The organism is Gluconobacter oxydans (assembly GCF_006539685.1).
In the GTDB taxonomy this organism is placed as follows: Bacteria; Pseudomonadota; Alphaproteobacteria; order Acetobacterales; family Acetobacteraceae; genus Gluconobacter; species Gluconobacter oxydans.
This window is the reverse complement of the sequence record NZ_BJNM01000031.1, coordinates 1-19320: the sequence shown is the minus strand read 5'-3', so window position 1 is coordinate 19320 and position 19320 is coordinate 1. Positions and strand designations below refer to the sequence as shown.

Genomic DNA, 19320 nt, shown 5'->3' with positions numbered 1-19320 from the left:
ATGCGGAAGGTATGGTCAGCCTGACGCTTTGCGCTGCCGAACTGGGTCGTGGCTTCGGTACCGATATTCCAGCGCAGTTTGCCTTCCCGGTTGGCACGTCCACCCGGAGCATCCGGGTGGCCTTCCGCCAGACAGTCCCCATAGGCCGGATCGGTGAACAGAATGCTCCCATCCACCGGATTGACGATGATATCGTTTGGAGAGTTCAGACCCTGCCCCTCGAACTTATCCGCCAGAACGGTGCAGGTCCCGTCCTGCTCCCAGCGGATGACACGGCGCAGGCCATGCTCGCAGGTCAGGATACGTCCCTGTGCATCCACGGTATTGCCGTTGCTGTTGAAGCTTTCCTTCCGATAGGTCGTCATCAGGTTCTCTTCCGGCAAAAACCTGTACTGCGCACTGCGGACCGTATCGGACAGGAGCAGAAACCGGCCTTCACTGATCCAGGCAGGCCCTTCAAGCCAGCCACCACCGCTCCAGACGCGTTCGATGTTGCCGTTCTTGAACACCAGATCGCTGAAAGACGGATCCAGCGTCAGAATGTCCGGATCCGGTACGAAAGCTGGCGGGGCATGCGGGCCGAAATCACGGACCGGCTGCGTCATGACATCAGCCGGATGCGGCTCACGCGTCGCGGCGCGCGCCACAGCTCCGCTCAGGAAAGCAGCAGCAGCGCCACGAAGAACGGAACGGCGATCGGGTTGAAACACGTCAGGACTCCTCTTGTGGATATGTCAGCGGCGTCAGGATGACGGGCCGGATTTGAGATCGGGTAAACGGCTGGCAAGGAACCCCGCAACGGCCGCTTCCTCCGCCGTCAGACCATAGCCTTCATGATCCAGCACATCCTGCGCCCGGCTTTTGAACGCTTTGCGCAGACTGCCATCCAGATACCCGTCCAGAATACAGGGATTGATATAGCTCCGCTTGCAGACTGCTGGTGTATTGCCGAGCTTCGCCGCCACGGATTTCACAGCCTCAACAAGCTGCTTCTTCGCCCTGGCTTTCGTATCGTACTGGCTGAACGCCTTCCGCATCGACATACTGGAACAGACGCTGTCCCGGCAGGTCTTCAAGGCGGGACACAACACGGGCCAGTCGGGGATCGTCCAGTTCGAGATGCTGCTCGATCCCGTGTTTGGCGCGAAAATCAAGAGTCAGATGCCGCCCGTGCACTGTCGCATGACGATGGCGCAGGGTCGTCAGCCCGTAGCTGCGGTTTTCCTTGGCGTATCGATCATTGCCGATGCGGGCCATCGTGCGTTCCATGAGACGGGCAATGGCGGCCAGCACCCGCTCCCGGTCCAGCCTGTGCCGCCGCAGGTCCTGATCCACCCGTTCCCGCAGAAGCGGTAGTTTTTCGCCAAAAACCAGCATGTGCCCGAACTTGCCCTCGTCCCGCACACCCTGCCACAGCGGGTGATAGCGGTATTGCAGCCGCCCACGCGCATCCTCGCCCACGGCCTGAAGATGTCCCTTCGGATCAGGGCAGATCCAGACATTCCGATAGGCAGGCGGAATAGCCAGACGGCGAATGCGGGCGATAATCACGGGGTCCACGATGTGGCTGCCATCAGGCGCATACAACGCAAAGCCCCGTCCGGCCCGGCGACGCGTGATCCCCGGCATGGACCGGTCCACATAGTGCAGGCCGGCGCTGCGCGCCTGCGTTTTCGCATCCGTTTCGTGACTGTCCGCCGCACTCATTCCTGACGCCTCATGCCCGTTACAGACATAGAGCGTTACAGAACGGCGCAGGTTTCCATCCCGCAGGCGGCACGATTACGCTTCCTTACGGTTCCTGACATGACAGTCATGAGGACAGGACGCATTCTTTCCGGCAGGGAAACAGGAGGAACCGGTCCCCGTGAAAAAAACCTGCGTCGTGGCCGTTTTCGTTCTGCTTTCTGCCTGCGCCTCACATTCCTCGCCTGCCGACATGGCAGCCGCCGCCAATGACGATGATTCCGGTTACACTGTCCGGGGCCATCAGGGTGGCGGCATGGGCGGCAACGGCAATATCTGGGGCGAAGTCCTCAGAACCGCCCTGCAGACCGGCATGAGCTTCGCTCACCACTGAGCGCGCCCACTGAACGTCAGTAGACCAGACGCCACTCCGCCGGTTCAGCTTCTGCCAGTTCGTACCATTCCCGCATCAGCGGATGATCGAGCATCGTCCGCACCCAGGTTTTCACGACCGGATCAACATCCAGTTCAAACGTATGAATCCGGATCGCAATCGGCGCGTACATGCAGTCCGCAACCGTCATCCGCTCCCCAAACAGGAACGACGTTGGCTGGCCTGAGCGCAGAAGCGCGCCTTTGAGCGTACGGCTCAGCAGCGCCACATCGGCCGCCAGTTCCTCACTGATTTCCGGCAGGGGAGCCGGAACGCGCTCCACATCCATGGAGCAGTTCTGGCGGATCGGGCGGAAACCGGCATGCATCTGCGCGCTGATGCTTCGGGCATGGGCACGCACGATCCGGTCTTCCGGCCACAGCGAAGGCGCAATTTCCGCGCAGTATTCGCAGATCGCCAGACTTTCCCAGACATCCGCGCCGTCATGGGTCAGATACGGCACCATCCGGTTGGGCGAACGCGCATGGATTTCGGTTGTCCTGCCACCGCCCTTGAGCGGGATGACCTCTTCCGTCACATCCAGCCCGGCCAGACGGACTGCCAGCCAGCCCCGCAGCGACCAGGACGAATACCGGCGCGATCCAAGAAGCAGCACACCCGCCATCAGGCGTCTCCCGCAGTAATGAAGCCACCACCCAGAACGCGGCTTCCATCATACAGCACACAGGCCTGACCCGGCGCCGGCATGGCAGCCTCGGTCAGTTCCACCAGCGCACCACCATTCTCCAGCGGCTTCACAAGAGCCTCGCGCAGCTTCTCCCGCGCCCGGATCTGCACGCCACAGCGCACGCCTTCCGCCGGCGCGTCGATCAGCCAGTTCATGTCCCGCAGACGCACGCTCCGTCGGCTGTCGGCTTCCGAAACCTGCACGCGCGGCCCGACCACGATCCGCCGCTTCGGCACATCAATGCGCGTCACCATCTGGCGCTCGCCCGTTGCGGTGTGGATGTCGCCCAGACGCTTGCTCTGCCCGACCGTATAGCGCGCCACACCTTCGTGACGGCCAAGCACGCGACCGTCTTCGTCCACGATCTCACCCTCGCCACGGACTTCCGGACGCAGCTTCTCGACCAGTTCGGCATAGGAGCCACTGGGCACGAAGCAGATATCCTGACTGTCCGGCTTGGCCGCGATTTCCAGCCCCAGTTCCTGCGCCAGCGCACGGACATGGGCCTTGTCCGGCATCTCGCCCAGCGGAAAGCGCAGATAGTCGAGCTGGTCTTTCGTCGTCGCGAACAGAAACCAGGTCTGGTCCCGTTCCGCATCGACAGGGCGGTGCATTTCCGCACCCTCCGGCCCTTCGACCCGGCGGACATAATGCCCGGTCGCCATGGCCTCGCATCCCAGATCCCGCGCCATGCCCAGAAGGTCCGTGAACTTCACGCCCTGATTGCAGGCCACGCACGGAACAGGCGTTTCGCCGCGCGCATAGGCATCGGCAAAGCTCTCCACCACGCTGTCGCGGAACCGGCTTTCCGCATCAATCACATAGTGCGGAAAGCCCAGACGGTCCGCCACGGCGCGCGCATCCATGATGTCACGCCCCGCACAGCACGCGCCCGGCTTGGCGGCCTGTCCGTGATCGTAGAGCTGGAGCGTCGCGCCAATCACCTCGTGGCCCTGCCGTTTGAGCAGCGCGGCCACTACGGAACTGTCCACGCCTCCCGACATGGCAACGAGGATCCTCATGATGCTCAGCCCGCCTTCGGCAGACGGACGGTCAGGCCATCAAGCGCGTCCGTCATGACGATCTGGCAACCCAGGCGGGACGTCTTTTCCAGACCGAACGCCAGGTCGAGCATGTCTTCCTCGTCATCCGTCGGCGCGCTCAGCTTGGCGGCCCATTCCGGATCGACAACCACATGGCAGGTCGCGCAGGCCAGCGAGCCTTCGCAGGCGCCTTCCAGGTCGATGTCGTGCTTGTGTGCGATTTCCAGCACCGACAGTCCGACGGGCGCGTCAACGTCACGACGGGTTCCATCACGCTCGATAAAGGTCATCTTGGGCATAGTTCGTCCGCTTTTTCCGGTTTCAGTTGGGTTGGCACGCCCGGGCGGCTGCGATGAGAAGAGAGGCCGCACGGTCAATATCGGCCTTGGAGGTAGAGCGTCCGACCGACAGGCGCAAGCACCGGGACGCCTTCTCCGCAGAAAGTCCCATTGCCGTCAAGACATAGGACGGTGCAATCTCCGCCGCCGTGCAGGCCGATCCGGTCGAGGCGGCGACATCCGGACAGGCTTCAAGGACATCCAGCGCCCGGACTCCATCCGGCAGACAGACATTCAGCGCCCCCGCCAGACGCGGCGCCCCGGCGCCGTTCAGCACAATCCCCGGCAGGCCTTCGCGAAGCTGCGCCCACAAATCATCCCGCAGAAAAACCTGACGCGCCGCCTCATCGCCCATGGCCGAAGCTGCCAGATCCGCAGCCTCTCCAAACCCCACAATCAGAGGCGTCGGCAGCGTTCCGGACCGAAGCCCCCGTTCCTGCCCGCCCCCGGAAAACAGCGGCTCCAGCCGGACACGCGGCTTTCTCCGGACATAAAGCGCCCCGATCCCCTTGGGACCGTACATCTTGTGAGCGGAAACGGACGCCAGATCCACATCCCGCAGCGACACCGGCATTTTCCCCGCCATCTGCGCCAGATCGACATGCATCAACGCCCCGCGCTCCTTCACGATCGCTGCAAGCTGCGGAATATCCTGCAACACGCCGGTCTCGTTATTCGCCGCCATGACGCTGACCAGCAGCGTCGGGACTTTCAGCGCCTCCCGCAGGGCTTGGGGATCAACCCGCCCCTCGCCGTCCACACCAAGCACGACCGCTTCAAAGCCCTCTCTTTCCAGATCGCGCACCGATCCCAGAACACATTTATGCTCCGTCGCCACGGTGACAATCCGCCGCCGCGGATCGCCCAGACGCGCCAGATGACGCGTAGCCCCCTTGATGGCGAGGTTGTTCGCTTCCGTCGCACCAGACGTGAACACGATCTCCCGAGCCTCCACGCCCAGAAGCCGCGCCACGCTCTCCCGCGCACGCTCCACGGCGTCCGCCGCCTTGCGCCCCGGCCCATGCGGACTGTGCGGATTGCCGAAATCCTCCCCGAACCAGGGCAGCATGGCGCGCACGACTTCCGGATCACACGGCGTTGTCGAAAGATAATCGAGATAGATCATGCCCGCTGCCCCTTTGCCCGTCTCATTTCCGCAGACGCCACGCCATCGCCTCATAGGCCTCACAGAACGCCTCGACCTGGGCTTCCTGCACATTCCAGGGCAGCGAAACGCGGATGGCCTGCGACGCGCCCTCCGTCTCCCCCATCGCCCGCAGGACATGCGAAGACGACACCTTCCCCGACGAACAAGCCGACCCCGCCGAGACGCAGAACCCGGCCAGATCCAGCGCCATAAGCTGGACCTGAGCCGCTACCCCGTCCAGAATCAGACAGCTCGTATTCGGCAGCCGCGCCACGGCCTCACCCGCAACCCGCGCGCCAACATTTTTCGCAGCCGCTTCAACCCGATCCCGAATACGCCGCACCGGAGTCCAGTCCTGAGCACGCGCCGCATCGAACGCCGCCGCCATTCCCAGAATGGCTGGCAAAGCCTGCGTCCCACCCCGGCGTCCCCGCTCCTGACCGCCACCAGCCACCAGCGCGTCCATGGGTTCATCTTCCGCCAGCAAAAGCGCGCCCGCCCCTTTGGGCCCACCCATCTTGTGCCCCGACACCGCAACACTGCATCCGCCCAGCACAAACGGCACCCGCCCCGCGCTCTGTACAGCATCGACATGCAGATGTGCCCCCGAGTCGTGACAGACCGCCAGCACGTCCTCCAGCGGCGAAAGCACCCCTGTCTCGTTATTCGCGGACATCACGCAGACCAACGCCGGGCCGGTGTCCTGCAACCGCGCGCGCAGGTGTTCCACGTCCAGAATCCCGTCCCTGTTCACGGGCAGGATTTCAGCCCCCGGCGCGGCCCTGAGAATGGCATCATGTTCCGTAGACCCAACGAAAATCCGGCGTTCCTGTCCGAAAGCATGAACCGCCATCGCATCGGCTTCCGTCGCTCCGGATGTAAACACGCAGGTGCCGGAAATCCGCCCGAAACCCGCTGCAACCCGGCTGCGGGCATCCTCCAGAAACCGGCGCGCTTCCCGTCCCTCGGCATGCACCGAAGACGGGTTCCCGGACAGCATCATCCCCTCCAGCGCCGCCTCCTTCGCACAGGGGCGCAGAGGCTCGGTGGCGTTGGCATCCAGATAGGTCGTCCCGGAGACGGTCTTGAGTGCAGTCATCATGTTTTCCAGATTGGACAAACTGGCGGAAATCGCAACGCCGTGTCGATTTTGGTGGAAATCGGGTTTTGCGAATCGATATACACTGCGTCACCGGACGGCAGAGTTCCAATCCTGCCTGACACAGTGCGAGAGTATTCATGCCTGAAGTGATGTTCGCCGGCCCCGACGGCCGGCTTGAGGGTCGTTACCACCACTCCAGCGAACCCAACGCTCCGCTTGCCCTGGTGCTGCATCCCCATCCGCTCCACGGCGGCACCATGAACAACCGTATCACCTATACGATGTATCGCAGCTTCGAGAAGATGGGCTTCTCGGTGATGCGCTACAATTCGCGTGGCGTGGGCCGGTCCCAGGGCCGTTACGATGGCGGTATCGGCGAGATTTCCGATGCAGCGGCAGCCCTCGACTGGATGCAGATGGTCAATCCGAACTCCACGGAACTGTGGATCTCGGGCTATTCCTTCGGTGCCTTCGTGGGCATGCAGCTCCTGATGCGCCGCCCCGAAATCAGCGGCTGGATCAGCGTGGCCCCGCCGGCCAACGACTACGATTTCGGCTTTCTGGCCCCCTGTCCGTGCAGCGGCCTGATGATTGCCGGCGGCCGGGACGAAATGGCTCCAGAGCCGGGCATCCGCAAGCTGGTGGACAAGCTGAACACCCAGAAGAACGTGACCGTCGACTATCGCATCTTCGAAGACGCCGACCACATCTTCGCCAAGCAGGCCGACCGGGTTGCCGAAGCCCTCGAAGACCATGTGAACACGATGCGTGGCCGCAAGGCGCTGGCTCTGGCCGCAGACTGATCCGGGACATCCGCCCCGTCAGACACTTCAAAAATGGCTCTCCCTTCCGGAGAGCCTTTTTTGATTCGGGCTGCACAATCCCTTGCTCCGTCCAGACAAATATGTAACCGGATATTTCATGCAAGACCGAAACATTCTGCACCCCGCCGCCCCTTCGTCCCTGCCTGTGGAGGTCTCGCACCTCACCAAGAGCTTCGGGAGCTTCCGGGCACTGGATGACGTCTCCTTCTCCATCGCGCAGGGCGAAACCGTAGCCCTTCTGGGACGCAACGGGGCGGGCAAATCCACGCTGATCGGATGCCTCATGGGCTTCCTGCTCGCGGATGGCGGCAGCATCGACATTTTCGGTCACAGCATCGCGGCCCTCCCCCGCGAAATCCGGGCACGGACAGGCTTCGTGCCCCAGACCATGACCGGTTTCGGCAGCTTCCGCGTCGCCCAGCTCATGGACTACATCGCAGCGTTCTACGGCGAACTTCCCCCCGTCGATCCGGCCCTGATCGCCTGGGCCGACCTCGATCCGAAAAAGCAGGTGCGCTCCCTGTCCGGCGGCCAGAAACAGCGTCTGGCCATCGCGCTCGCCATGCGTCACAACCCCGAATTCCTGGTTCTGGACGAACCCGTCGCCAGTCTGGACCCCCATGCCCGGCGCGATTTCATGAACCTGCTCGATACCTACACGCAGCGGACCGGCGCCAGCATCCTGATCTCGTCGCATATCCTGTCCGATCTCGAACGCCTGTGCTCGCGCCTGCTCTTCGTCCGGCAAGGACATGTCGTGCTCGACGTCCCGACCGAGACCTTCCGCACCACCACGCGCTGGCTCGAACATCCCACGCCCGACCGGCTCCTCGCCGCCCTGCCCGCCGATCTCCAGATCCTCGGCCAGCGTCCCGATGCGCTGCTGGTGCATGGCTGGACCGGAGACCTGATCCTTCCCGAAGGCACCCTGACGGTCATCCCGGATTTCGAAGACGCCTTCCTGGAAATCACGGCGCCCCGCACTTCCCCCGCTGACACCGACACCCCGGACGCCGCGGCATGAGGAGCTTCCTGCCTTCGGGCGCCCTGGAACGCAGCGACATGATCCGCGCCCTGCGGCTGTACGGAACGCGCGTTTTCCTCGTCGGCAACCCGATGATCTTCACGGCAGTGATCTTTATCCTGCTGGCGGGCCTGACGGCTCATGAACTGCACACCGCCCTCCTGACCCAGAGTCTGGAAAAGGCGCTCAAACACGCCAATGTCTTCAACGCGGCCATCGCCGCAACCTTTGTGCAGAACTGCCTTCAGACCCATTCCGGCAACCAGATCGGCGCATCCCAGGCCCCCGCCATCCCCGGCCTGCTCCAGGCCGAGGCCCGGGCGGCAGCCCTGATGTCCATGGTGGCCATCCTCGCCCTTTCCGGCCTGCTCGCCTGGAGCAGCCTGCCCCTGCATGACACGCTGTTCTACACGCTTCTCAATACCGTGCCGGCCGTCATCCAGTGGTATGCCCCGCCGCAGCAGGCATCCCGCAGGATCAAAGGCATCACGGCGGTCATTGGCGTCGGCCTGCTGCTCGGCCTGATGCTCCTGACCTTCGCCACCGATTTTCCGCTCTGGGCCCTCACACGCTCCGCCATGCTGACCATCCCGGCCGATCTCGCCATGATGGGCCTCCTGACGGCCGCCATCATGACGCTGCCGAACCGTCTGCATTCCCCGGCAATGATGGCCCCCACGGACGGCTTCACTGCCTCGACCCCGGATTTTGCACTTCCCGAAACGACGCCCCGTGTCGCCCCCCGGGATCTCAGCTTCTACCAGTTGCGGCAGATGCTCCTCGCTCCCGCAGCGCCGACCAATCTGCGCAACGATCTCCTGACCAGCCTGTTCATGCCCGCCTGCGCGGTCCTGATCATGGGGAGCCTGCCGCTCGGACATGGCAGTTTCGGCAACCGGATCGCGCATCTGACCCCCGGCATGACCATCCTGATCGCCCTGCAGGACGCCTGGATCAGCAACCGCAAACACTGGCCGCTGCTTCTGACAACGGGTCGCTTCGGCAGCCGGCTGGACTTCGTGCGGGCGGTTTTCACCGCCAAGGCCAACAGGGTTTTCATGACGGCCCCGCTGCGCACGCTGAGCCTCATGCTGCCGGTCACCCTGTTCAAGCCGCTCGCGCCCTCGCATGCCCTGCTGGACGCCGCAGAACTTCTGGTTGCAACCTTGGGCGTGACGTTCTGCTGCCCGCTGCCCTTCCTCGTCATGAAGCAGCCTCCGCAGGGTGTCATCGTTGCAGCAACCGTCGCGCCCGCCTTCGTGCTGCAATTCTGCAATCCGTTCATTCTGGGCAGCCGCATTTTCGGGCCGGTCGCACTGGCCTTCGCCGCTCTGGGGACACTCTGCTTCTTCGTCGTCCCGTCCCGCATGGCCCGCACCGACTGGCCTTACGAAACGGAATGAGCACCTGGCCCGCCGCCATGGCCGCTGCCGGAGTTTCCGCTCCGGCGCCGGTCATGCTAGGGTCCGCGTCCTTTCCTTCCCTGTAGCAGCGTAGCAAGACCGACCCATGCCAAAGAGTCCGTTCCTCCTCGAAGCCCAGGCCCGCGGCCTGATCTTCCAGTGCACCGACCTCGACGCCCTCGACGAGGCCATGCTGGCCGGACCGATCACCGCCTATGTGGGTTTCGACCCGACAGCGGACTCCCTGCATGTCGGCAATGCGCTCACCATCATGGCGCTCCGCCTGCTCCAGAAGCACGGCCATCGCCCGATCGCGCTGATGGGTGGCGGCACGGCCAAGATCGGCGATCCGTCCTTCCGCGACGAGGCCCGCTCCCTCATCACGAACGAGACGATCGCGCATAACATCGCCGGGATCGAAAAATCCCTGCGCCAGTTCATCACCTTCAGCGATGAAGACCCGTCCAGCGGTGCCATCCTCGCCAACAATGCCGACTGGCTGGACAAGCTATCCTACATCAACCTGCTGCAGGATGTAGGCGTGCATTTCTCGGTCAGCCGGATGCTGGGCTTTGACAGCGTGCGCCAGCGTCTGGAACGCGAACAGGGCCTGACCTTTCTGGAGTTCAACTACTCCATCCTCCAGTCCTATGATTTCCGCGAACTGAACCGCCGCCACGGCGCCGTCCTGCAGATGGGCGGGTCGGACCAGTGGGGCAACATCGTCTCCGGCATCGATCTGACGCGCCGTACGGACGGCAAGCAGATCTTCGGCCTGACCACCCCGCTCGTCACCACGTCCTCGGGCGCCAAGATGGGCAAGTCCGCCAAGGGTGCGACCTGGGTGCGTCCGGAGAAGCTGCCGGTCTTTGAATACTGGCAGTTCTGGCGCAACACCGAGGACGCCGATGTCGGCCGCTTCCTCAAGTTCTTCACGGATCTTCCCGTTGAGGAATGTGAACGCCTGGGCGCGCTCGAAGGCTCGGAGATCAACGAGGCCAAGAAGATCCTCGCGACCGAAGCCACCGCCATCTGCCACGGCCGCGGCGCTGCCGAAGAAGCAGCCGAAACAGCCCGCCGCGTCTTCGAACAGGGCTCCGCTCAGGCGGCCCTGCCGGAAATCGACCTGCCCGCCAACCTGATCGCGGAAGGCCTGCCCGCGTTCCGCGTCTTTCAGGAAGCCGGCCTCGCCGCCAGTGGTGGCGAAGCACGTCGCCTGATCCGTGGCGGCGGCGGTCGCGTCAATGACGTGGTGGTCTCCGACGAAAACCAGACCTTCACGCTCGACGACCTGCGGGACGGCGTCCTGAAGGTCTCGTACGGCAAGAAAAAGCATATCCTGCTCCGTCCGGTCTGATCCCCCGCATGACCGATGTCATCCGCAACACCTGACACTGCACCCTGTTTTTCAGCGCAGGAACGGGCATCCTCACGGCGGGTAGCCCCGGCAGAGACGGAACGCGGATGATGACAGAACGGAAAAACTGGCGTGGCCTGCTGACCGACTGTGCAGGTCTGGCCTTCGCGGCTCTCTGGGCCGCACGCAGCGCACAGGCGGCCATGCTTCCCATCGCCCTGACCGTTGCAATCCTCGCCATCCCGACGATCCTTCTCGTCCTGGGCTTCATCCGGCGCGACCTTGTGCTGCGACATCCCGAAATCTCCCTTGACCCGAAACTTACGCGCCGCATCAAGATCCTGCGTTTCGTGGGGATTTTCATCGCGGCATCATGGACACATGCCCATCACCGGGTGGACCTGTTCTATCCGCTGCTCGGCGCCATCATCGGCCTGTCCTACATTCCGCTGGGCCGCGCCCTGAGAGAACCGGTTCATATCGTCATGGGCAGCGCCATCGTTCTGATTTCCGGTCTTTCCATGCTCCTGCCCGAACCGCACCACCTTGAAGTCGCAGGTTTCGGCACGGCCATGGCCATCTGGGCCGGAAGCGCCATGCGACTATGGCGTTCGGGCGTATTCTTGACCCCGGACACATCCTCAACCACCCTCGCCTGATGGCCGCAGATTCCCTCTCCCGCCATCTGGCGGACCGCAAAACGCCGTGGCCGCATTTCAACCAGTATCTGGTGGCTTATCTGAGCTACCTGCTGTTCTATCCGGTCCCCTGGCTGCTGGGCTATCACCGCCCCACCCTTGCCGGCGTGCTGTTCTCCACGGCCGCCATGCTGGTCTTCCTGCTGGTCTATTTCGCGCCCTACCGGAAGGACAGGTATTACGGCTACGGCGAGATCATCCTGACCGATCTGATCGGCTATGCCTGCGCCTGGACGCATGGGGACTGGGAGGTCTACTGCATTTTCGCCGCCGGGATGTGCGCCCGGCTACCCGGAAAGCGGCAGTCCATCACGATGGTCATCCTGCTTCAGGTCGTCCTGATCATTTCCGGGCATTTCCGTCACAAGACCACGCTGGAAGTCATCCCGGGCGCCTTTTTCAGCATCATCACCTATATGGGCACGCTGGTGCAGTGGCAGCTCGGCATCCGCAATTTCGAACTGCGCGAAGCCCAGAACGAGATCCGCACCCTCGCCACGACCGCCGAGCGCGAACGCATCGCGCGTGATCTGCATGATCTTCTGGGCCATTCCCTCACCGTCATTTCCGTGAAAGCCGAACTGGCCGACCGTCTGTTCACGTCCGACGCTCCCCGTGCGCGACAGGAAGTCGCGGAAATCAGCCAGATCGCACGCACGTCCCTGCGCGAAGTCCGCGAAGCTGTCACCGGCATGAACGGTGCGTCGCTTCAGCGCGAACTGGGCCGTGCCCGCAAGGCCCTGAATACGGCAGGCATCACACTCGTTCTGAATGGCCCCGGGCCATCCGCCGATCAGCCGCAGAACAGCGTGCTCGCCCTGGCCCTGCGCGAAGCCGTCACGAATGTCATCCGTCATTCCGACGCCCGGATCTGCACCCTGACCTTCCAGCAGAACGCGGAAGGCCATATCCACACCTTCACCCTCGAAGACGACGGCCCGCTCCAGGCCCCACAACCAGCCCGCAGCATCGTCGAAGGCAACGGCCTGCGCGGCATGCGCGCCCGGCTTGCCGCCTCGGGCGGTACGCTGACCCTCTCCCCCCAGCCCCAGGGCTTCAAGCTGACTGCAACGACACTCCCATGATCCGCCTCATCCTCGCCGAAGACCAGACCATGCTCCTCGATGCCTTCGAGGCCCTGCTGCAACTCGAAGACGACATCAAAATCGTCGGCCGGGCGACTGACGGGCGCGAGGCGCTCGACCTGATCCGCGAACACCGCCCCGATGTCGTCCTGACCGATATCGAAATGCCCCACGTCACCGGCATCGAGCTTGCGGAAAAGATCCTTCAGGAAAGCCTGCCCAGCCGCGTGATGATCGTGACGACCTTCGGCCGCTCCGGCTATCTGCGCCGCGCGCTTCAGGCCGGCGTGCGCGGCTACATGCTCAAGGACGCCCCCATCACGCAGCTCGCCGCCGCCATCCGCAAGGTCGCGGCAGGCGGACGCGCCATCGCACCCGATCTGGCCGAGGCGGTGTGGGACGCCCTGCCCGACCCGCTCTCCGAACGCGAACGCGCCATGCTCCGCCTCGCCGAAGCCGGACGCACCAACCGCGAAATCGCCGAGGAACTGTCCCTCTCTTCGGGCACAGTCCGCAACTATTTCTCGGAAATCGTGCAGAAACTCGATGCCCGCAACCGCATCGAGGCCGGCCGGATCGCCCGCGCAAACGGCTGGCTCTAACAGGGACGGGAAAGACAGTCCGGAGAAAGAAGTCGCTCCCTGAAGTCCACCCGGCCATGATAGGATAGCCTGCAACTACTGGCGGAAGACTTTTCATGCAGCTTCTCGCGCTCATCGGAGCAGCGTTTCTTGTCTACTGGGTTCTGACGCATCTGGGACTTGTGTTCGGGCTCATCTTTGCTTTCGCGAAGTTCATCATCCTTGCGCTCGGAGCCCTGGTCATTCTGGGCATCGTGATACAGATGATCCCGGGGAAAAAGGATGCAGGAAACACCGATCAGAAAACGGCGGAAGACCCGATCGATGAGCCCCCTGCGGACCGGACATGGTTCGAAGTCCTCGGCGTCAGCGAATTCGCATCGCCTGATGAAATCAAACGCGCCTATCGCGATCTGATCCGCCAGTACCACCCGGACAAGGTCGGCGCGATGGGAGAAAAAATTCGCGAACTGGCCATGCGCGAAACGCAGCTCATCAACGCCGCCTTTCAGGAAGCACGCCTCAGCCGCGGCTTCTGAAGCGTGGTTTGTGTACTATGATGTCTGACGGGTCTACACTCCTGCGGACATCATCAGGAGTACCCCATGTCCCAGACGCCCTCGCCCCATGAGATGATCCGCGTCAGAGGGGCGCGGGAACACAATCTGGAAAACGTGGATGTGGACCTGCCGCGCGACAAGCTCGTCGTCGTCACAGGCGTATCCGGGTCCGGCAAATCCTCCCTCGCCTTCGGGACGATCTATGCCGAGGCCCAGCGGCGCTATCTGGAGTCCGTCTCCCCCTATGCCAGGCGCCTGTTCGATCAGATGCCGGTGCCGGTCGTGGCCTCCATCGACGGACTACCGCCCGCCGTCGCGCTTCAGCAGCAGCGCGGCGGAAGCAGCAGCCGCTCCAGCGTTGGCAGCCTGACGACGCTCTCGAACCTGCTGCGGATGCTCTATTCCCGCGCAGGCACCTATCCGCCCGGCCTGTCACGACTGGAAGCGGAATCCTTTTCCCCCAACACCCCCATGGGCGCCTGTCCGAAATGCCACGGGCTGGGGCGTATCTATGACGTCACGGAAAAAACGCTCGTTCCCGATGACAGCCTGAGCATCCGCGACCGTGCCGTCGCAGCCTGGCCTACGGCATGGCAGGGGCAGAACTTCCGGGACATTCTCATCACCCGGGGCGTGGATGTGGACTGCCCCTGGCGCGACCTGCCAAAAAAGACGCGGGACTGGATCCTCTTCACCGAGGAAACCCCGACCGAACCCGTCTATCCGGGACGGACCCACGCTCAGGTCGTGGAGGCCATCAAGCGCGGTATCCCGGCCGATTACAACGGCACGTTCAGTGGCGCACGCCGCTACGTCCTGCACACCTTCACGCAGTCGCAAAGCGAGAAAATGCGCAAGCGCGCAGCCTCGTTCATGGTCTCCGCCCCCTGCCCCGTGTGTCATGGACAGCGCCTGAACCCCGATGCCCTGCGCGTGACATTCGACGGACTGAACATCGCCGATTTTTCGAACCGCACGCTCGAAGACATCGCAGCCTCACTCCGCACATCCGCAAAAACCCTTGCAAATGGAAAAAACGCCACGACCGTAGCGGCGCGCGGCATGGTGGACGCCATGATCGAGCGAATCGACGTGCTGCTGGATTTGGGACTGGGCTATCTCCAGCTTGACCGCGGTGTGCAGACGCTCTCTCCAGGCGAATACCAGCGTCTGCGGCTCGGCACGCAGATCCGCTCGAACCTGTTTGGCGTGGTCTATGTGCTGGATGAACCCAGCTCCGGCCTGCATCCCGCCGATACGCAGGCCCTTCTGCGGGCACTGGACGGACTGCGCGATGCGGGCAATTCGCTGATCGTGGTCGAGCATAACCCTGACGTGATCCGCCGCGCGGAATGGCTGGTGGATGTCGGCCCGGATGCCGGCGAACGGGGCGGTCGCATTCTCTATAGCGGCCTGCCAGACGGACTGCAGAACGTGAAAGAGTCCCGCACCCGCCCCTACCTGTTCGGTACGGTCCAGCCTCGCACCACACCTGTCCGCAAGCCAACCGGCACGCTGGAACTGACCGACATCTGCTGGAACAATCTGGACCATCTGGCCCTGACACTCCCGCTCGGGGTGCTGGTCTCGGTGACGGGCGTTTCAGGGTCCGGAAAATCCAGTCTCGTCGGGCAGGCCCTCGTCTCCATCATGGCCCGCACTCTCGGCCAGAAAGTGGACATCGACCCCGACGACGACAGCACGGATGATGCCCCGCCCCCCGAACACCGCGAGCCCAAAGGGAACGTTTCGGGCGGAACCGGCCCGATCAAACGCATGGTCATGATCGACCAGAAGCCGATCGGACGCACCCCGCGTTCCAATCCCGCCACCTATACTGGCCTGTTCGACACGATCCGCCGCCTGTTTGCCGAAACGCCGGACGCGAAGAAACGCCGTTTCGATGCCGGCTGGTTTTCCTTCAACGTCGCCAAGGGACGGTGCCCGCGCTGTGAGGGCGTGGGGACAGTCGATGTGGAGCTTCTGTTCCTGCCAACCGTGCAGACACCCTGCCCCGTCTGCCACGGCAGCCGCTACAAACCCGAAGTGCTGGAAGTTCTTTGGAACGGGCACAGCATCGCGGACGTACTGGGCCTGAGCATTGACGATGCCTGCGACGTCTTTGCGGATGTGCCGGCTCTGGCGCGTGGCTTCGATACCCTGCGCCGCGGGGGACTGGGCTATCTCCGTCTCGGACAGCCCGCCACCGAACTGTCAGGCGGCGAAGCACAGCGCATCAAGCTCGCAACCGAGCTTCAGAAACAGCGCAACGGGCACATTTTGTATGTTCTGGATGAGCCCACAACCGGCCTACATCCTGCCGATGTGGACCGGCTGATGCTCCAGCTTCAGGCGCTGGTCGATCAGGGCAATACGGTCGTTCTGGCCGAGCACGACATGCGAGTGGCAGCGGACAGTGACTGGATCATCGATCTCGGCCCCGGTGCAGGACGCAAGGGCGGCCGGATCGTGGCATCAGGAACACCGGAGACCGTCGCGGCTTCGGAACACAGCGTCACCGCCCCGTTCCTCCGCCGCTACGTTCACCCCGAACCTCAGGACGCAGGATGAAACAGCACGCTCAGCGAGCGCACACCCTGCGCACCATGGACGAGCACGCCCTCGATATCCGCCGTCGCTGACGGACCGCTCTGGAACACGGCATAATGCGCCTGCGTCCATTCCGGGCGCTGGTAGGCATTGTGCAGATTGAACACGATCTGCGCCGGGTCCAGCAGGATCACCAGATGCTGCGGCAAAAAGCCCGTCGTGTTCACGAGAAGCTGTTTTTCCGTAAAACACAGCGATCCCGTCTCCGCCACGCCAAACGCTGCGCGCAGGACAGCATATTCGACCGGGGCGATATCCGTCGGCTTCGTCTGGGGCGTGATCTGCATATCGCCCTGAAATTCCGGCACGCAGGACAGAACCGGTCCCGGCTTGACGATAGCCTGACGCACGGGCGCCATCGGATCGGCCGCATCGGGGGTCAGCATCTTGCCGCCCATGCGCTCAAGCGACTTCTGGAACAGTGCCTTCAGGTCGGCTGGTGCAGCCTGATCGAACAGCGGCACAGTCGGTCGGGCGCGGTCGCCCTGAACGTGGTTTTTCCGGATTGTGTCCAGAATGGCTTCGCGTGAACCGCTCATGACTTTTTCCCTTCGTCCTGCTGCTTCCGGTTCTTGCGATACCATTCATTGAACGTCTGTTTGGGCGTCTCGGGAATGTCGCGCTTGCGGCCCCAGGTGTTGAGCTTGTTGTAGAGCATGAAATGCGGAAGATGCCGCAGCGCGCTGCGGCCCAGGGGCAGGCTTGCCCGATAGACCACAGGCGAAGCCAGGACCTCGCCGGCCGCCTTCATCATGACCTTCTTGACCGGGGAGATTTCCCCCTCGCCCGCCAGCGTCTTGCGCCAGTCGGCGATCTGTTCGTGAATATTGATCTTCACCGGACAGACATTGGTGCAGCTGCCGTTCATCGTCGAGGAATACGGCAGGTTGCGGTATTTGTGGACGTTGAAGGTCGGATCGATGATCAGCCCGATCGGACCGGCATAGGTCGCCCCGTAGCTCAGGCCGCCACTGCGCCGGAAAACCGGGCAGGTATTCATGCACGCGCCGCAGCGGATGCATTTCAGCCCCGGCCAGAACTTCTCCATCCCGAGCCGGGCGGAGCGGCCGTTGTCCACGAGCACGACATGCATCTCGCTCCCTTTGCGGGGACCACGGAAATGGGACGTATACTGCGTGATCGGCGAGCCCAGAGCACTGCGCGACAGCAGGCGCACAAACACGGCCAGATCATCCAGTCCGGGGATCAGCTTTTCAATCCCGATGGACGCGATATGCAACGGTGGCGTGTTGGCGGAAAGATCCGCATTGCCTTCATTGGTGCAGACAACGAACGTCCCCGTCTCCGCAACCACGAAATTGCCGCCCGTCATACCGGCCTGCGCCGACAGGATCAGCGGGCGCGTGGCCTCGCGCTGACATTCCGTCAGGTAATGGGCATCCGCATTGTCAGGATCGGAACCGATTGTTTTGGCAAAAACACTCGCGACATCGGTCCGCAGCTTGTGCACGGCGGGCACGACAACATGGCTGGGTGCTTCATCATCCAGCTGCTGGATACGCTCGCCAAGATCCGTTTCGATGACCTCGACATTGTTCTCGGCCATGAATTCCCGGAAGCCACATTCCTCCGTCAGCATCGACTTGCTCTTGATCAGCCGCTCGACGCCCTTGCTGCGCAGGATCTCGAGAACGATGGCGTTATGCTCGGCCCCGTCCTTGGCCCAGTGGATCTTGATCCCGTTGGCCGTCGCATTTTTCTCGAACAGTTCAAGATAGTAATCGAGTTTGGAAAGCGTGTGCTCCTTGATGCCCGAAGCCAGGTTTCTCAGCTCTTCCCATTCCTCGATCCCATGCATTTCCTTGTCGCGCTTCTGGCGCAGGTCCCACAGACGCGCGTCATGCATGGCCTCGTGTTCGGTCGCCGCCATGAAGCGGTTTGCCGCCTCGGACTGATCGACCGGCCGGTTCCCGTGGATTTTCGCACCACGGGGCTGGGGCTCCGAAATCCGCGATTTCAGCGGCCGGGAGGATGCTGCCCCGTGATCCAGCTGATCGGCATGGGGATCGGTCAGTTCTTCATGCAGTTCGGCGGTCATGCGCGTGCTCCATTCAGGATCTGGGCGATGTGGATGTATTTGAGATTGGCGCCCATCCGCCGGGCACAGCCTTCCTGATGCATCATACAGGAGCTGTCGGAGGACGTGACATATTCCGCCCCGGATTTCAGCTGGTCCGTGACCTTGTCCTGACCCATCTTGGCCGAGACACCTTCCTCGAACACGGAGAACGTCCCGCCAAAGCCGCAGCATTCGTCAGGCCGCGTCAGATCGGCGAATTCGATCCCCTTGACCATCTTCAGGAGCGCTTTTGGCTTGGAAAACGGCTCCTCACGGCGCTCGGTCATGCTGGCGATCCGCAGATTCCGCAGCGTGTTGCAGTTGTTGTGAAGCGCAACACGATGCGGAAACTCGGCCCAGGGAAAGGCATCGACTTTCAGAACATCATGCAGGAACTCGACCAGCTCGTAGGTCCGGCTGCGAACGTGTTTGACGGCGTCGCTCTGCTCGATGGCCGTCATGTTGTTGCGGACCTGATTGGTGCAGCTTCCGGACGGCGTGACAATATAATCGTATTTCTCGAAATTACGGACGAACAGCTCTTCCGTCTTGGCCGCTTCACGCTCGCAGCCCGTATTGGTCATGGGCTGGCCACAGCATGTCTGGTCAACGGGATATTCAACGGACAGCCCAAAGCGCTCCAGCAGTTCCAGAGTCGCAA

At 63.0% G+C, this 19320-nt stretch carries 21 protein-coding genes; 10 read left to right on the top strand and 11 right to left on the bottom strand.

Annotated features, from left to right (window positions below):
• From GOX01_RS10770 to GOX01_RS10765, 3 genes are all read right to left on the bottom strand, one after another.
• Positions 1–710 (bottom strand): SMP-30/gluconolactonase/LRE family protein (locus tag GOX01_RS10770; protein ID WP_141259253.1); only part of this gene is annotated, 710 nt, incomplete at its 3' end.
• A gap of 33 nt (positions 711–743) precedes the next feature.
• Positions 744–1043 carry a hypothetical protein gene (locus GOX01_RS13230; RefSeq protein WP_228119301.1) on the bottom strand — a complete coding sequence of 100 codons (300 nt, stop codon included), beginning with the start codon at positions 1041–1043 and terminating at the stop codon, positions 744–746.
• Positions 979–1707: a DNA topoisomerase IB gene (locus GOX01_RS10765; protein WP_011252916.1), complete on the bottom strand. Its 729-nt coding sequence runs from the start codon at positions 1705–1707 to the stop codon at positions 979–981. The genes GOX01_RS13230 and GOX01_RS10765 overlap by 65 nt, the downstream gene beginning before the upstream one ends.
• A gap of 160 nt (positions 1708–1867) precedes the next feature.
• Between GOX01_RS10765 and GOX01_RS10760 the strand changes: the two genes are divergently transcribed.
• Positions 1868–2080, top strand: a complete 213-nt coding sequence (locus tag GOX01_RS10760) for a hypothetical protein (RefSeq protein ID WP_024716609.1) — start codon at positions 1868–1870, stop codon at positions 2078–2080.
• Positions 2081–2096: 16 nt separating this feature from the next.
• Here the strand turns inward: GOX01_RS10760 and GOX01_RS10755 are convergent, their stop codons facing one another.
• From GOX01_RS10755 to GOX01_RS10735, 5 genes are read right to left on the bottom strand one after another with little or no spacing between them, the layout of a single operon-like run.
• A complete protein-coding gene (locus GOX01_RS10755; RefSeq protein WP_011252914.1) occupies positions 2097–2744 on the bottom strand; it encodes a glutathione S-transferase family protein in 648 nt (215 codons plus the stop codon).
• Positions 2744–3829, bottom strand: coding sequence for a tRNA 2-thiouridine(34) synthase MnmA (mnmA, locus tag GOX01_RS10750; protein ID WP_024716610.1), 1086 nt, complete (start codon positions 3827–3829; stop codon positions 2744–2746). The genes GOX01_RS10755 and mnmA overlap by 1 nt, the downstream gene beginning before the upstream one ends.
• 5 nt (positions 3830–3834) lie before the next feature.
• Positions 3835–4149 (bottom strand): ferredoxin family 2Fe-2S iron-sulfur cluster binding protein, encoded by a 315-nt coding sequence (locus GOX01_RS10745; protein WP_011252912.1) that lies wholly within the window; start codon positions 4147–4149, stop codon positions 3835–3837.
• 22 nt (positions 4150–4171) lie between these two features.
• Positions 4172–5314 carry a cysteine desulfurase family protein gene (locus GOX01_RS10740; protein WP_024716611.1) on the bottom strand — a complete coding sequence of 381 codons (1143 nt, stop codon included), beginning with the start codon at positions 5312–5314 and terminating at the stop codon, positions 4172–4174.
• Positions 5315–5336: 22 nt separating this feature from the next.
• Positions 5337–6437: a cysteine desulfurase family protein gene (locus tag GOX01_RS10735; protein WP_024716612.1), complete on the bottom strand. Its 1101-nt coding sequence runs from the start codon at positions 6435–6437 to the stop codon at positions 5337–5339.
• Positions 6438–6574: 137 nt separating this feature from the next.
• Between GOX01_RS10735 and GOX01_RS10725 the strand changes: the two genes are divergently transcribed.
• From GOX01_RS10725 to GOX01_RS10685, 9 genes are all read left to right on the top strand, one after another.
• Positions 6575–7240 carry an alpha/beta hydrolase gene (locus tag GOX01_RS10725; RefSeq protein WP_011252909.1) on the top strand — a complete coding sequence of 222 codons (666 nt, stop codon included), beginning with the start codon at positions 6575–6577 and terminating at the stop codon, positions 7238–7240.
• A 118-nt stretch (positions 7241–7358) separates the two neighbouring features.
• Positions 7359–8285, top strand: a complete 927-nt coding sequence (locus tag GOX01_RS10720) for an ABC transporter ATP-binding protein (RefSeq protein WP_011252908.1) — start codon at positions 7359–7361, stop codon at positions 8283–8285.
• A complete protein-coding gene (locus GOX01_RS10715; RefSeq protein ID WP_011252907.1) occupies positions 8282–9688 on the top strand; it encodes a hypothetical protein in 1407 nt (468 codons plus the stop codon). Before GOX01_RS10720 ends, GOX01_RS10715 begins: the two co-directional genes overlap by 4 nt.
• A gap of 106 nt (positions 9689–9794) precedes the next feature.
• Entirely contained in the window at positions 9795–11045 is a 1251-nt protein-coding gene (gene tyrS, locus GOX01_RS10710; protein ID WP_011252906.1) for a tyrosine--tRNA ligase, read from the top strand.
• A gap of 107 nt (positions 11046–11152) precedes the next feature.
• Positions 11153–11704 (top strand): hypothetical protein, encoded by a 552-nt coding sequence (locus GOX01_RS10705; RefSeq protein WP_011252905.1) that lies wholly within the window; start codon positions 11153–11155, stop codon positions 11702–11704.
• The gene (locus GOX01_RS10700) at positions 11704–12828 is read left to right on the top strand and encodes a sensor histidine kinase (protein ID WP_011252904.1); all 1125 of its coding nucleotides are present in this window, start codon (positions 11704–11706) and stop codon (positions 12826–12828) included. Before GOX01_RS10705 ends, GOX01_RS10700 begins: the two co-directional genes overlap by 1 nt.
• Positions 12825–13430, top strand: a complete 606-nt coding sequence (locus tag GOX01_RS10695) for a response regulator transcription factor (protein WP_024716615.1) — start codon at positions 12825–12827, stop codon at positions 13428–13430. The genes GOX01_RS10700 and GOX01_RS10695 overlap by 4 nt, the downstream gene beginning before the upstream one ends.
• A gap of 95 nt (positions 13431–13525) precedes the next feature.
• Positions 13526–13948, top strand: coding sequence for a J domain-containing protein (locus GOX01_RS13320; protein WP_062269265.1), 423 nt, complete (start codon positions 13526–13528; stop codon positions 13946–13948).
• A 66-nt stretch (positions 13949–14014) separates the two neighbouring features.
• Positions 14015–16540 (top strand): excinuclease ABC subunit UvrA, encoded by a 2526-nt coding sequence (locus GOX01_RS10685; RefSeq protein WP_011252901.1) that lies wholly within the window; start codon positions 14015–14017, stop codon positions 16538–16540.
• On the opposite strand, the gene GOX01_RS10680 is transcribed toward GOX01_RS10685, so the two are convergent.
• The 3 genes from GOX01_RS10680 to GOX01_RS10670 all read right to left on the bottom strand — a co-directional run.
• Positions 16525–17118, bottom strand: coding sequence for a LutC/YkgG family protein (locus GOX01_RS10680; RefSeq protein WP_011252900.1), 594 nt, complete (start codon positions 17116–17118; stop codon positions 16525–16527). The genes GOX01_RS10685 and GOX01_RS10680 overlap by 16 nt on opposite strands.
• Positions 17115–18638, bottom strand: a complete 1524-nt coding sequence (locus tag GOX01_RS10675; protein WP_011252899.1) for a lactate utilization protein B — start codon at positions 18636–18638, stop codon at positions 17115–17117. Before GOX01_RS10675 ends, GOX01_RS10680 begins: the two co-directional genes overlap by 4 nt.
• On the bottom strand, positions 18635–19320 hold a 686-nt coding region (locus GOX01_RS10670), incomplete at its 5' end, for a (Fe-S)-binding protein (RefSeq protein ID WP_141259252.1). The genes GOX01_RS10675 and GOX01_RS10670, both read right to left, overlap by 4 nt.